At 68.6% G+C, this 13324-nt stretch carries 8 protein-coding genes and 2 pseudogenes; 5 read left to right on the forward strand and 5 right to left on the reverse strand.

Translation table 11 applies throughout. The features are described 5' to 3' along the window. Positions 1 to 27 precede the first annotated feature (27 nt). Together AB0G56_RS04750 and AB0G56_RS04755 are read right to left on the reverse strand one after the other, a co-directional pair. Positions 28 to 705 carry a TrkA family potassium uptake protein gene (locus AB0G56_RS04750; protein ID WP_360963637.1) on the reverse strand — a complete coding sequence of 226 codons (678 nt, stop codon included), beginning with the start codon at positions 703 to 705 and terminating at the stop codon, positions 28 to 30. After that, positions 705 to 1376 carry a TrkA family potassium uptake protein gene (locus AB0G56_RS04755; protein WP_360963640.1) on the reverse strand — a complete coding sequence of 224 codons (672 nt, stop codon included), beginning with the start codon at positions 1374 to 1376 and terminating at the stop codon, positions 705 to 707. Before AB0G56_RS04755 ends, AB0G56_RS04750 begins: the two co-directional genes overlap by 1 nt. Positions 1377 to 1852: 476 nt before the next feature. Between AB0G56_RS04755 and AB0G56_RS04760 the strand changes: the two genes are divergently transcribed. The 3 genes and pseudogenes from AB0G56_RS04760 to AB0G56_RS04770 all read left to right on the forward strand — a co-directional run. Beyond that, positions 1853 to 3910 carry an APC family permease gene (locus AB0G56_RS04760; protein WP_360963643.1) on the forward strand — a complete coding sequence of 686 codons (2058 nt, stop codon included), beginning with the start codon at positions 1853 to 1855 and terminating at the stop codon, positions 3908 to 3910. Between the two features lie 126 nt (positions 3911 to 4036). Beyond that, positions 4037 to 5389, forward strand: coding sequence for a TRAM domain-containing protein (locus AB0G56_RS04765; RefSeq protein ID WP_360963646.1), 1353 nt, complete (start codon positions 4037 to 4039; stop codon positions 5387 to 5389). 281 nt (positions 5390 to 5670) lie between these two features. Beyond that, positions 5671 to 5760: pseudogene (locus AB0G56_RS04770) on the forward strand (ATP-binding protein); the annotation flags it as partial. A gap of 36 nt (positions 5761 to 5796) precedes the next feature. Here AB0G56_RS04770 and AB0G56_RS04775 read toward each other — a convergent pair. Beyond that, a pseudogene (locus tag AB0G56_RS04775) lies at positions 5797 to 6171 on the reverse strand (hypothetical protein); the annotation flags it as partial. A 640-nt stretch (positions 6172 to 6811) separates the two neighbouring features. Between AB0G56_RS04775 and AB0G56_RS04780 the strand changes: the two are divergent. Further along, positions 6812 to 10180, forward strand: a complete 3369-nt coding sequence (locus AB0G56_RS04780; protein WP_360963649.1) for a type ISP restriction/modification enzyme — start codon at positions 6812 to 6814, stop codon at positions 10178 to 10180. Between the two features lie 675 nt (positions 10181 to 10855). On the opposite strand, the gene AB0G56_RS04785 is transcribed toward AB0G56_RS04780, so the two are convergent. Continuing rightward, complete coding sequence (locus AB0G56_RS04785) at positions 10856 to 11788, reverse strand: alpha/beta hydrolase (RefSeq protein WP_360963652.1); 933 nt, start codon at positions 11786 to 11788, stop codon at positions 10856 to 10858. Positions 11789 to 11888: 100 nt separating this feature from the next. Between AB0G56_RS04785 and AB0G56_RS04790 the strand changes: the two genes are divergently transcribed. Beyond that, positions 11889 to 12485, forward strand: coding sequence for a TetR/AcrR family transcriptional regulator (locus AB0G56_RS04790; protein ID WP_360963654.1), 597 nt, complete (start codon positions 11889 to 11891; stop codon positions 12483 to 12485). A 108-nt stretch (positions 12486 to 12593) separates the two neighbouring features. Here AB0G56_RS04790 and AB0G56_RS04795 read toward each other — a convergent pair whose 3' ends face one another. Then, on the reverse strand, positions 12594 to 13214 hold the full coding sequence (locus AB0G56_RS04795; RefSeq protein ID WP_360963657.1) for a TetR/AcrR family transcriptional regulator: 621 nt from the start codon (positions 13212 to 13214) through the stop codon (positions 12594 to 12596). Positions 13215 to 13324: the final 110 nt, after the last annotated feature.

Here is a 13324-nt window from a genome sequence, read left to right on the forward strand (position 1 = left end):
CCCTCGTCGTCGTACTCCTCGGGCGGCTCAGCCCTCCGTGTCCTCCCGCCGCACCGACAGCAGGTCCTCCAGCTGCTCCTCGCGGGCCTGCGCGGCCACGAACAGCAGTTCGTCACCGGCCTCCAGCGAGTCCTCCTGCGACGGGGTGAGCACCCGGGTGCCGCGGATGATCGTGACCAGGGAGGTGTCCTCGGGCCACTGGACGTCACCGACCTGGGTGCCGGCCAGCGCCGACTCCTCCGGCAGCGTCAGCTCGACCAGGTTGGCGTCGCCGTGGCTGAAGCGCAGCAGCCGCACCAGGTCGCCGACGCTCACCGCCTCCTCGACCAGCGCCGACATCAGCCGCGGCGTGGACACGGCGACGTCCACGCCCCACGCCTCGTTGAAGAGCCACTCGTTCTTCGGGTTGTTCACCCGGGCGACGACGCGCGGCACGCCGTACTCCGTCTTCGCCAGCAGGGAGACGACCAGGTTCACCTTGTCGTCACCTGTGGCGGCGATCACCACGTTGCAGCGCTGGAGCGCCGCCTCGTCCAGGGACGTGATCTCGCAGGCGTCGGCGAGCAGCCACTCGGCCTGCGGGACGCGCTCGACCGAGATGGCGGTCGGCGCCTTGTCGACGAGAAGGACCTCGTGGCCGTTCTCCAGCAGCTCGCCCGCGATCGAGCGACCGACCGCGCCGGCACCGGCAATGGCGACCCTCATCAGTGACCGCTCTCCTCTTCGGGGCCCTCGGCGAACGCCGCCTCGACCTTGTCCACGTCGTCCGTCCGCATCATCACGTGCACGAGGTCGCCCTCCTGCAGCACGGTCTGCGAGGTCGGCAGCATCGCCTCGCCCAGGCGGGTCAGGAACGCCACCCGGACGCCCGTCTCCTCCTGCAGCCTGCTGATCTTGTGGCCGACCCACTTCGGGGACGCGTGCACCTCGGCGAGCTGGACGCCGCCGGTGGGGTCGCGCCACAGCGGCTCCGCCCCCGAGGGCAGCAGCCGGCGCAGCATCTGGTCGGCCGTCCAGCGGACCGTGGCCACGGTCGGGATGCCGAGGCGCTGGTAGACCTCGGCGCGGCGGGGGTCGTAGATGCGGGCCGCGACGTTCTGCACGCCGAACATCTCGCGGGCCACCCGCGCCGAAATGATGTTCGAGTTGTCGCCGCTGGAGACCGCCGCGAAGGCACCGGCCTCCTCGATGCCCGCCTCGCGCAGGGTGTCCTGGTCGAAGCCGATCCCGGTGACCCGGCGACCACCGAAGCCGGGTCCCAGCCGACGGAAGGCGGTGGGGTCCTGGTCGATCACGGCGACCGTGTGCCCCTGTTGCTCCAGGGTCTGGGCGAGAGCGGAACCCACTCTCCCGCAGCCCATGATGACGATGTGCACGACCGTCCTTCCGGTGTCAACAGCTACTTCTCAGCCCCATCAGGGTCTCAGACAGAGGGACAAGCTACACATGCGCGGTGCGGGGCGGGCACCCCCGTGCCGCATACCGGACGGACGTCGGGGCGGGACGACAGGGCGCCGGTCCCCTCCCGCCCCCGACGGGACGACGGGGACGGGCCTATTCCGCTTCCGAGGGACCGCGCCGCGTGATGCTGCGCACGCTGCACACAGTCAGGAATCCGAGGCCGAGCAGCGTGACGGCGGCGCCGATCAGCTCCGCGGTCGGGGGCATGGGACCTCCGGGGGTCGGCGACGGGCGGGGAACGGGCGGCGGGACGGGCGAGTTCAGTCATCTAGGCACGGCCCCGCCCCCACCTGCGGAATCCGTGGCGCCGCCCGCCCCCGAATTCACTCGTGAGGCAGATCTCGGGTGGCAGGTGGGCGAGCCCCAGTTCGAAGGCCTACGATCCTCTGTTGTGTCCAAACTGACCGACGTGCCCAAACGCATTCTGATCGGGCGCGCACTGCGCAGCGACCGGCTGGGGGAGACCCTCCTGCCGAAGCGCATCGCACTCCCCGTCTTCGCCTCCGACCCGCTGTCGTCCGTGGCGTACGCACCTGGCGAGGTGCTGCTGGTCCTGTCCATCGCGGGCGTGTCGGCCTACCACTTCAGCCCGTGGATCGCGGTCGCGGTCGTCGTGCTGATGTTCACGGTCGTCGCCTCCTACCGGCAGAACGTGCACGCCTACCCCAGCGGCGGCGGCGACTACGAGGTGGCCACGACCAACCTCGGCGCCAAGGCGGGCCTTACGGTGGCCAGCGCACTGCTCGTCGACTACGTCATGACCGTCGCCGTCTCGATCTCCTCCGGCATCGAGAACCTCGGCTCCGCGATCCCGTTCGTCGTCGAGCACAAGGTGCTCTGCGCGGTCGTCGTGATCGTGCTCCTGACCCTGATGAACCTGCGCGGTGTGAAGGAGTCGGGCACGCTGTTCGCCATCCCGACGTACGTCTTCGTCGCCGGCGTCTTCATCATGATCCTCTGGGGTGCGTTCCGCGGACTGGCCCTCGGCGACACCATGCGGGCACCGACGGCGGACTACCACATCAAGGCCGAGCACCAGGGCCTGGCGGGCTTCGCGCTCGTCTTCCTGCTGCTGCGCGCCTTCTCCTCCGGCTGCGCCGCGCTCACCGGTGTCGAGGCGATCTCCAACGGCGTCCCGGCCTTCCGCAAGCCCAAGTCGAAGAACGCGGCGACCACGCTGGCGGCGATGGGCCTGCTGGCCGTGACCATGTTCTGCGGCATCATCGGCCTCGCCATGACGACCAAGGTCCACATGGCCGAGAACCCGGCCACCGACCTCCTGCACAACGGCGACCCGCTCGGCTCCGGATACGTGCAGAACCCGGTGATCTCCCAGGTCGCCGAGGCCGTCTTCGGCAAGGGCAGCTTCCTGTTCGTGGTCCTGGCCGCGGCCACCGCCCTGGTCCTCTTCCTCGCGGCCAACACGGCGTACAACGGCTTCCCGCTCCTCGGCTCGATCCTCGCCCAGGACCGCTACCTGCCCCGCCAGCTGCACACCCGCGGCGACCGCCTCGCCTTCTCCAACGGCATCGTCCTGCTCGCGGGCGCGGCGACCCTGCTGGTCGTCGTCTACGGCGCCGACTCCACCCGGCTGATCCAGCTGTACATCGTCGGTGTGTTCGTCTCCTTCACGCTGAGCCAGATCGGCATGGTGCGGCACTGGAACCGCCACCTGGCCACCGAACGCGACCAGGCCAAGCGGCGCCACATGATCCGCTCGCGCGCCATCAACGCCTTCGGCGCCTTCCTCACCGGCCTGGTGCTGGTCGTCGTCCTGCTCACCAAGTTCACGCACGGAGCCTGGGTCGCCCTGCTCGGCATGTGCATCTTCTTCGCGACGATGACGGCGATCCGCAAGCACTACGACCGGGTCGCCGAGGAGATCGCCGCGCCCGAGGAACCGGCCGACGATCTCGTGCGCCCCTCCCGGATCCACTCCGTGGTCCTCATCTCCAAGATCCACCGGCCCACCCTGCGCGCCCTGGCCTACGCCAAGCTGATGCGCTCGGACAGCCTGGAGGCGCTCACCGTCAACGTCGACCCGGCCGAGACGAAGGTGCTGCGCGAGGAGTGGGAACGGCGCGGCATCGACGTACCGCTGAAGGTGCTGGACTCGCCGTACCGCGAGGTGACACGCCCGGTCATCGAGTACGTCAAGAGCCTGCGCAAGGAGTCCCCGCGCGACGCGGTCTCGGTGATCATCCCCGAGTACGTCGTCGGCCACTGGTACGAGCACCTGCTGCACAACCAGAGCGCGCTGCGCCTGAAGGGCCGGCTGCTGTTCACGCCGGGCGTCATGGTCACCTCGGTGCCCTACCAGCTCGCCTCCTCCGAGGCGGCGAAGCTGCGGGCCCGCAGGCGCCAGGAGTGGAGCGCGCCCGGCGCGGTGCGGCGCGGCCCCGCCCAGGTGCGCAAGGAGCCGAAGGAGCCGTCGGCGCCCAAGGGCTGAGCCCCGGAGTCGTGGTGAGCCGTGGTCTGAGCAGTGGCCTCGTGGTGAACGGCCGGACGACACCCACGTAGACTGGTGGGCTGTTGTCCGGCCGTTTCCCCGTTCTCGATCTGGAGCCACCCCACCATGCACGCAGAACCGAAGAACTCGCAGGTGGGGCCGGAGACGGACTCGCTGGTGGGCCAGGAGTACGAGGTGGAGATCGGCCCGGTGGCCCACGGCGGCCACTGCATCGCCCGCACCGCCGAGGGCCAGGTCCTCTTCGTCCGGCACGCGCTGCCCGGCGAGCGCGTCGTGGCCCGGGTGACCGAGGGCGAGCAGGGTGCCCGCTTCCTGCGGGCGGACGCCGTACGGATCCTTGAGGCGTCCAAGGACCGCGTCGAGGCCCCCTGCCCCTACGCCGGCCCGGGCCGCTGCGGCGGCTGCGACTGGCAGCACGCCAAGCCGGGTGCCCAGCGCCGCCTGAAGGGCGAGGTGATCGCCGAGCAGCTGAAGCGCCTCGCGGGTCTCACCCCGGAGGAGGCCGGCTGGGACGGCACCGTCATGCCCGCCGAGGGCGACAAGCTGCCCGCGGGCGAGGTCCCGCAGTGGCGCACCCGCGTCCAGTACGCCGTCGACGCCGAGGGCCACGCGGGTCTGCGCCGGCACCGCTCGCACGAGGTCGAGCGCATCGACCACTGCATGATCGCGGCCGAGGGCGTCAGCGAGCTGGGCATCGAACAGCGCGACTGGACCGGCATGGAGACGGTCGAGGCGATCGCGGCGACGGGCTCCCAGGACCGCCAGGTCGTCCTCACCCCCCGCCCGGGCGCCCGCCTCCCGCTGGTCGAACTGGACAAGCCGGTCTCCGTCCTCCGCGTCGACGAGAAGACGGGCGGCGTCCACCGCGTCCACGGCCGCCCCTTCGTCCGCGAACGCGCCGACGGCCGCACCCACCGCGTCGGAGCCGGCGGCTTCTGGCAGGTCCACCCCAAGGCGGCCGACACCCTGGTCACCGCCGTCATGCAGGGCCTGCTCCCGCGCAAGGGCGACATGGCCCTCGACCTGTACTGCGGCGTCGGCCTCTTCGCCGGTGCCCTGGCCGACCGCATCGGTGACAAGGGCGCCGTCCTCGGCATCGAGTCCGGCAAGCGCGCCGTCGAGGACGCCCGCCACAACCTCGCGGACTTCCCCCGCGTCCGCATCGAACAGGGCAAGGTCGACTCCGTCCTCCCGCGCACCGGCATCACCGACGTCGACCTCATCGTCCTGGACCCGCCCCGAGCAGGCGCCGGCCGCAACACGGTCACCCACCTCGCTTCCCTCGGCGCCCGCCGCATCGCCTACGTGGCCTGCGACCCGGCCGCGCTGGCGCGGGATCTGGGGTACTTCCGGGAGGGCGGGTATCGGGTGCGGACGTTGCGGGCGTTCGATCTGTTTCCGATGACGTCGCATGTGGAGTGTGTGGCTATCCTTGAGCCTGCCGTGAAGGGCGCTTGACCTGCGGCTTTGTTTCGCAGGCGGTTCGACCGACCTGTTTCTCTCCATGCAGCGGGTCGAATGGACGGATCGATCCTTGAAGGTTGCCTGACCTGCGACTTCTTGAGGCAGACGGTCGCTTCGGCGGCGCTTTCAGAGGTTCCGTCGAGGAATCTTGACGCTCGGCTGACGCTCGCTTCGGGGCTCTGGGCGTTACTGGGGCCGTCGCGAGATGATCTCGGTATCTCGCACCACACCGGGCAGCTCAGTTCTCGGAGTTCGAAAGTCGGTAACCGGGTGGGGGCCACCCGCACGGTACCGAGGCACACGACACGGTCGTCCTGGTCGTCGCCGAACTCGCCGCGAACGCCGTCCTCCACGGCCGCGTCCCGGACGGTGCTTAGCCCGCCCCTTTCCCACGACGAGAGTCGCGAGGCGAGCTCGGGGAAGGCGTCCTCCCATACGGCGCGCACGGTGCGGCCAACGAGGGTGCGCAGCACTGGCCACAGATGGAGGAGCAGGTCCTGGTTGAGATAGCGGGGCAGGTCGTCGTGCAGGCCCTCGTGCAAGACGGTGCGGTACAGGCCCATACGCTGGCGCGGCTTGCCCAGGTCGTACGAGGTCATCCCGGACCAGGCCAGGTGCAGCGGCAGATCCACGACACCGTGTGTCGGCCCGCGCAGCTCGTCCAGCGACTCCGGCAGACGGCGACGGAACTTCTCCCGGTACAGCGCGAGGTCCTCGGCGTCCGCTCCCGAGACGTCCCTTGGGGTGGGCGCGGGGTGCTGTGGGCTGGAGGGCATGACTCCATTATGGCGGCCGGAGACGTTGCGAGTGTCATGATGAGCGAGCTGGCGTCCGGAGCGAGCGGGGGTGGATCTCCTGGTGAGCTGGTTGCCGCAGTCTGCTATTCCGTGAGCGGTGCTGACTCCTGCCAGTCCGCCGGGCGCTGGTCCCATCCTCGGGGGTCGTCCGTCCAGCGGGTTAATGCTTATGGCGGCAAGCATCTGTAGGACTTTCGAGAGGCGGGGCAGAGGGGCCGCTCGCCTTCTTTGATTCGCACACTGTGCATCGCTGCGATGACGGTATGAAGGAAGGATTCCAGCACCCCGGTAGTAAATCGGGAATGGCATCCCGAGAGCGCCTTCCCGCCTGAGGGGGCGGTCAAGGGGGCTCTGGAGGTCTCTTCCCGACCAACATCCGCCCCTCTTTTCCCAGCGGTCACGGAACGCGCCGTCCGTGCCCCTCGCGCGCCCCCCGTGCGCACTGAGCCGGTCCTTTCGCCTCCAACAAGCTGTGTCTGCGGTGATCCACCGTCCGCGTCCACAGCTTGGAGGGGACAAGGTGCCGGAGGAGTGGATACGGACTCTCGTGTCGGACTTTGGGTCCGAGTGCAGGGAGCGTCTGCGGGTCAGCGACACGGAGGCGTCCATCAGCTTGCCGGTGGCGAAGCTGGTGGAGACATTCGGGGCGCGCTGGAAGCTGCGTCCTCGCCTTCATCCTGAGTATTCCTTGCCCGAGGCCCGGGTGCGTCCGGATTACGCGGTGGAGACATCGGGGCGCATCACCGGGTTCCTCGAGCTGAAGGCCCCGGGGCACGACGTCACGCCTGACGGCTTCACGAAGCGGGACCGGGAGCAGTGGGAGCTGATGCGCCGACTGCCGAATGTGCTGTATAGCAACGGTCACACCTGGTGCTTGTACCGAGGCGGGTCGCGGCCTCTGCGCACGGTTCGGCTCGAAGGTGATCTGTACCGGTCCGGCAGCCGGTTGCGTATCAGTGCAGCCGATGGAGCGGCGTTTCGGGATCTGTTGCGGGAATTTCTCGGTTGGCAGCCCCGACGCATCACGACTGTTGGCCAGTTGGTGTCGTCTATCGCTCCGCTGTGTCAGTACTTGCGTGAGGAGGTGCTGGAGCAGCTCGCCCTCGAACGCAGAACGGCAGACGGTACTCGCAGCCGACGACTTGTCCCCAAGCCGTTCACCGCCTTGGCACACCACTGGAGCAAGGTGCTCTTCCCCTCAACCGATGGGCAAGACCCCGATCACCTCTTCGCCGACCGTTACACCCAGACGATCGCCTTCGCCCTGCTGCTGGCCCGTATCGAGAACGTACCGCTCGCCGACCGCAACTTCGTTGATGTTGCACATGAGTTGAAGGCAGAGAACACGGTCATGGGTCGAGCCCTGCAGTTGCTGACGGAGACGGTGGACGCCGAGTTCGCCCGCCGAATCGACACGCTCGTGCAGGTCATCGACGCTGTCGACTGGGAGGCGATCCGAGCACGGACGCCCGACGCCCACGTTCATCTCTACGAGGATTTCCTCCAGGAGTACGACCGCGATCTGCGTAAACGCTCCGGCACGTACTACACCCCGCCCCGGCTGGTGAAGGAGATGGTTCGCTTCACCGACGCAGTCCTGCGTACCCGCCTGGGCTGTGTGGAGGGCTTCGCCGACGAGCAGGTGACGATCGTCGACCCCGCCATGGGCACCGGCACATTCCTCAGCGAGATTATCGACAGGGTCGCCGAAGAACGCTCCCGCCGCGGGGAGGGTTTCCGCGGCGAAGCGGTGGAACAGCTGGCGGGCCGGCTGATCGGCTTCGAGCGTCAGATGGCCGCCTACGCGGTCGCGCAGATGAGGATCACCCAGACCCTCCGTAAGCAAGTCACCGACACTCAACTCGGCGATCTGCGGCTCCATCTCGCCGACACCCTCGCAGACCCCTACGAGAGGGCCACGCTCTTCACGTTCCTGCCCGATGGCGATCCTCTGGTCGAGAACACCCGCAAGGCGGACTGGATCAAGCGCGAGCAGAAGGTCACTGTCATGATCAGTAACCCCCCGGACCGGGAGAGAGCCGAGGGGGAGGGCGGATGGGTGGAGAAAGGGCGCGAGGGGGATGACAAAGCACCCCTGCTCGATGCCTTCCGCCTCGGTGGCAGAAACGGAGTACACGAGAACAAGCTGAAGAACCTGTACGTCTACTTCTGGCGCTGGGCCACCTTCAAGGTCTTCGAACAGCACCGTTCCGAGTCGGACCGCGGAATCGTCGCCTTCATCAGTACCGCGGGCTTCCTCAGCGGGCCCGGTTTCCGAGGGATGAGGAAGTACCTGCGTGAGACTTGTTCCGAGGGCTGGATCATCGACCTCAGCCCCGAGGGTATCCAGCCACCTTTACGGACACGCCTCTTCGAGGGCGTTCAGCAGCAACTGACGATCGCCGTGTTCGTCCGCAGCAGAGCCGACACCGAACCTGCCCATATCAGGTACGTCGCCCTGGACGGCAGCACTCGTGAGGAGAAGTACGCACAGCTCGAGGCTCTCGGGCCGGACAGTGACCAGTGGCGCCCGGTGCGTCAGGATGCCCATGCTCCGTTCACCCCTGCGGCCATCGGAGCATGGGATACGTATCCCGCCTTGGATGATCTGCTGCCATGGACAGTGCCCGGCATTTTGCCCAAGCGGACGTGGGTCTACTCCGCGGACCCCGATACGCTGCGCTCCCGGTGGCGGAGGTTGACCGCCGAGACGGACCTGGCCGAGAAGCGTGCCTTGTTCAGGGAGACCAAAGGCGGCCGTATCATCGACCGGCCGGTCAAGCCGCTCCCGGGATCGGCACAGCGAAGGCGGTCGATGCTGGAGGCGGGTCCCGAGTGTCCGGAGCCGGTGCCCGTGGCCTTCCGCCCTTTCGATCGGCAGTGGATCATCCCGGACAACAGAGTCCTTGACAGGTGCTCGCCGGAGCTGTGGGAGAACCGGGCCGAGGGCCAGATACACATCGTGGAGCTGCACTCAGAACGGTTCGGTGACGGCCCCGCCACGCTGTTCACCGCGCTGATGCCGGACATGCATCACTTCGCCGGCTGGGGTGGTGGCAGGGTGATCCCCTTCCAGCAGAAGGACGGCATTCCCAATGTGACCCCCGGCCTTCTCCAGCACCTTCGTAACTCCTTCGGCGGTCTGGCTGTCTCCGCCGAGGACTTGCTCGCGTACATCGCCGCGATCACGGCCCACCCTGGTTTCCGGTCCCGCTTCGATGACGAACTCACCACCGTCGGCGTCCGCGTACCGCTCACGGGTGACGCCACGCTGTGGTCGGAGGCGCTGCACATCGGGCGGAAGGTGATCTGGGCCTCCACCTTCGGAGAGAGACTCGTGGACCCGGTGGCGGGGAGGCCCGGCGGACCCCAGGAGGTCTGGACGACCGCACAGCCGGCGATCAGGTACCGGAGACAGGTCGGCAGGGACGAACTACCCGAGAGTTTCGTCTACGACTCCGACCGTCTGGAACTCCACTTCGGCCAAGGAGTTTTCGGTGCGGTAACTCAGCAAATGCGGGATTACCAGGTCAGCGGACAGAACGTTCTCGACGGCTGGTTGAAACGTAGGACGGGACCGCCGTCTCGCAGAGCCGTCAGCCAGCTGGACCACATCCGGCCCGAGCGGTGGCTACCTGCCTGGAGTAAGGAACTCCAGTACGTGTTGTCCGTTCTGTGGCATCTGGTCGAGCTGCAGTCGGCTCAGAATGAGCTGCTCGACCGTGTTCTCATGTCACCGCTGGTCAGCGTCGCCGAGTTGCAGCGTCGGAACGTCCTGCCCGTCCCGGACAACGCCCGGCGTTCTGCTCCCGCACCACTGCAGACCGACCCCATCCCCGGGACCGAGGGGATCGAGGGGCGTGAGCCCCACGCCGTAAGGCCACTCACCGTAGAGAAGAGCTCTCCGGCCGACGCTCCCACGCTGCCACGGAGGAGTAGGAACACCGGCGCCGCGCAGTCGTCCCGGAGAAAGCGACAAGATCCGTAGAGCTCTTGATGAAGGTGACGCGCCTGCCGTATCGAGGGCGGGTGCGTCCGGCCAGTCGTGACGCTCATTTGACGCCGGTTCCGACGGAGCGTCGGTCGACTGGCCCGCTGGTCCGCGTCTGACGCGCGCCGTCCTTCCCTGGGCAGAGGGGGCCAGCCTGCCGGTCGCAGGGCGATGGCCCGCCTCTGGCTGGCGCTGAGCGCCACCGCGTTGCCCCTGGGGCCTCGATCCCGCTCACCGAGCGAGCCCACCGCGACCGTGCCCCTGGCTTTGACCGGCTGCGGTCTGGGCTTACCGGCACCATGGTCGGGTGCTCGGCGCGCTGGTAGTGCGCTTTGCCGGTTCCGCGCCGGGCAGTTCGTCGTCCAGCGCGGGGATCGCCGCGGACTCCTGGGGTGTGCATCGTCCTGACTCGCTCCTGGGGCAGGCCGGGCCACCGCTGGTCGGCACAGTGACGGCCGGCCTCCCCTTCGTACCGTTCACGGCGCTCGTGTTGCTGCGCGCCACTCGTTCCGACGCACCGCTGCTCAGGCCAGGAGCAGGCGCAGCCAGTCGGTCGAGGTCAGCCAACAGGACACGGCCTGATGGCATCGCTGAGAAGCCTTCGCCCGCTGTCCCGCGTCGGTCAGCCGACGACGGCGTACTGCCTTCTCGAGTACTCGACGAGACCGCGGGTCACCGGATCAGCACGTCGAGGACCTCGGCGCGCCACTGACGGGCGGCGGGCAGGACCGCGGTCAGCATCATCGACATGTGCACATGGCCCCGGCCGAGGGTGTGGGACACCTCGACTCCGGCCTCGCTCAGACGTTCGGCGTACGCCAGCCCCTCGTCTCTGAGGATGTCGTACTCCGCGGTCATGACATGCGTTCTGGGGAGGCCGGAGAAGTCGGTCGCCCGCAGGGGCGAGACCAGTGGATGGGAACGCTGCTCGAGCGAGGGGACGTAGGCCGACTTGGCCAGGGACATCGTGGTCGAGGACAGTGCGAAGCCCTCTGCGAACAGCCGGTGGGATTCGAAGTCCCCCGCAAGGTCGGTCGCGGGGACCTCCAGGATCTGAAGGCGGATGCGGGGGCCGCCCTCGTCCCGGGCCTTGGCGGAGAGCGCGGCCGCGAGATTGGCGCCGGCGGAGACTCCTCCGACGCTGATGCCGTCAGCGCGGCCACCGATGTCCGCCGCGTGCTCGGCGGCCCACATCAGGGCGGCGTAGCAGTCTTCGAGACCCGTGGGGAACCGGTTCTCAGGAGCTTTGCGGTAGTTGACCGCGACGACGACCTGACCGGCTCCGGCGGCGCGCTCGCGGCAGCAGACGTCCGTGGAGCGCTCGAAGACCGATCCCGAGATCCAGGCGCCGCCGTGGAGGTAGAGGTGGATCGGGCGGGGCCCTGGCCCGGCCGGCCGGTACACACGCAAGGCGATCTCGCCGTCGGCCACCGGCAGTCGTACGAGCCGCACTTCGGCGACAGGGGGACCGGGTTCCATGAATCGCGCGGAGAGCTGTTCGAACAGTTGGCGCTTCTCCATGCGGTACCGCTCAGGGTCCTCGATCTCCGTTGCCGGTTCGGGGAGCTGCTTCACGAGAGCGCCGAGCACGGGGTCCAGAGTCACGGCGGTGGCCCACCTCCATAAAATTCGAGGTTGTTCATTTATGAGTGACGCGTACTGTGGCACGGACCTCAGGCAGCGTCAACGGGTGGGGAAGGACGTCATGGCGAAGGGTGCGCCGACGCGGGCGCGAAGTGTGGCGAAACTGCGGGCGGCGGCGCTGGAGGCGTTCGCGGAGCGAGGTTTCCACGGCGCGTCCGTCGAGGAGATCTGCACACGCGCCGGGCTGTCGCGAGGGGCGTTCTACTCGAACTTCGAGGACAAGGAGACGTTGTTCTTCGCCCTGTTCGACGAACATGCCGACCGTGAGGTGGCCCGTCTGGACGCGGCGATCTCCCAGGCGGCCACGGTCGAGGAGGTCCTCGACGGGCTGTCGGGCGCCTGGAGCGGGAGCGGCGACGAGGAGCGCCTGTGGTTTCTGGCGTCCACGGAGTTCACCCTGCACGCCATCCGGCATCCCGAGACCGCTCGGCGGCTCGCCGAGCACGACCGCTGGCTGCGGGCCCGGTTCGCCGAACTCCTGGCGGTGTTCTTCGCCCGCGGCGGGCGGCGTGCGGACCCGGACATCGACATGCTCGCGCGGTTGATCATCGCCCTCCACGAAGGCGCGATGATGCAGGCCCTCATCGAACCCGGCCAACTCCAGCCAGGGGAGCTGCTGCGCAGGTACCTGCCCGCGATCCTGCAAGCGGACGATTGACGCCGGGGCGGGTGGGGACCGTTCGGCCGACGGGGGCGCCCGCATGGCGTGGGCTTCGCAGCGACCTCAGTCCGCCGGGCGGCCGAGCGGCAGCCGCTGAATCTCCCCTCACCCCTCCGTGGCCACCGGCTCGGAGACCGTCTCCAGCAACGCCGGCAGGAAGGTGACGGCCAGCTGCTCGGGGGCCAGGCGGTCGGGTTCGACGAGGCTCTGAGCCAGGGAGCCTTCGTGGACGGCCGCGGTGAGGCGGGCCAGCAGGTCCAGGTCGACCGTGGGTCTGCGGCCGATGCGGTCGAAGAGGAGGGCGAGCACGCGGACGATCTCCTCGCGCAGGCGGCGGTCGTGGTCGGCCAGGGCGCGGGCCGTGTCGGGGTGCCGGATGGCGTGCAAGGTGAACTCGGTGGACAGCAGGTACCAGCGGCGTTCGGTCTCGTCGACGGTGCCCATGTGGGTGAGGACCGTCCGCACGGGGTCTTCGGCCGTGTCGAGTTCGTCGACCGCATGCGTCAGGCGGTCCACCACGCGTTGTGCGTGCAGGTCGAACAGGGCGAAGAACAGGTCTTCCTTGGCGCGGAAGTTGGAGTAGAAGGCCCCGCGGGTCAGGCCCGCCCGCTCGCAGATCACCTCGATCGAGGAGCCGTGGAAACCGCGCTCGGCGAACGTCTCCTGAGCCGCCTGAAGAAGCCGCGCGGTCGTCTGCGGGCGGCGCTTGGTGGGTCCCTTCGGCACGTCGTTCCTTCCCGGCCATTGACACCTCGGCATGACCCGCCTCACGATACAGCATCGTATGCGATACGGGTTCGTATCCCATGCGGGTCCGTATCTCATACGGTCCGTGC

The organism is Streptomyces sp. NPDC021356 (assembly GCF_040641015.1).
In the GTDB taxonomy this organism is placed as follows: Bacteria; Actinomycetota; Actinomycetes; order Streptomycetales; family Streptomycetaceae; genus Streptomyces.

Coding starts and splice junctions, on each gene's coding strand:
- AB0G56_RS04750 (WP_360963637.1), bottom strand. CDS start 705: ATGAGGGTCGCCATTGCCGGTGCCGGCGCGGTCGGTCGCTCGATCGCG.
- AB0G56_RS04790 (WP_360963654.1), top strand. CDS start 11,889: ATGGCGAAGGGTGCGCCGACGCGGGCGCGAAGTGTGGCGAAACTGCGG.
- AB0G56_RS04765 (WP_360963646.1), top strand. CDS start 4,037: ATGCACGCAGAACCGAAGAACTCGCAGGTGGGGCCGGAGACGGACTCG.